Annotated in this window: 1 pseudogene; it reads right to left on the bottom strand. The window is 41.8% G+C overall.

From position 1 onward, the window contains the following. Positions 1 to 461: pseudogene (locus AS194_RS02215) on the bottom strand (IS982-like element ISPsma1 family transposase); the annotation flags it as partial. Positions 462 to 550: the final 89 nt, after the last annotated feature.

Raw genomic sequence — 550 nt, 5'->3', positions numbered from 1 at the left:
TTAACAAGCAAATGTCCCTCAAAGCCATAGTATCTCTCTTGCTTAGCGGCGCAGTAACTAAAAGCTGCTAAGTCTTGATAGTTTTTATGCCGATAAGCGCGTCCATAATGACAGACGGGTATCGGAAAGCCATCCATAAAATGAATGTTGTCACGGCCTTCAATTTGACTGACTTTATCTTGTATCTGCTGTTTGACTTGCCACAGATTGGCGCAGTGCTTTGCGAAGTTAGGGTATGAGCCGATGGCTGGAAACCAGTCTTGCCAATGCTGGGTAAAGTATTGCCAAATTTGTTTGTCTTGATCAAGGTGTAAAAATTCACCGACCATCTCCATGCAAATAACCTCAGGATCACTTAGCTTTGGCGCGTAACCTGCACTTCGCAAGGGTTTGGTGACGACTATTTTGTAATATTGCTCTACCATTAAATAGATATTGATGATAAATTCGTCTATGGGCATCTCACAACTCCATTGTATTCTTGGTCGAAAACAATAGATTAGTGAGGTGCTCTTCTTTTTTCAATCACTTTCGAAGTTGAGAGTGGGGT

Source organism: Psychrobacter piscatorii, assembly GCF_001444505.1.
Classification (GTDB): Bacteria; Pseudomonadota; Gammaproteobacteria; order Pseudomonadales; family Moraxellaceae; genus Psychrobacter; species Psychrobacter piscatorii_B.
Note: the sequence above shows the minus strand (reverse complement) of the source record. Positions and strands in the feature narration are given on the sequence as shown.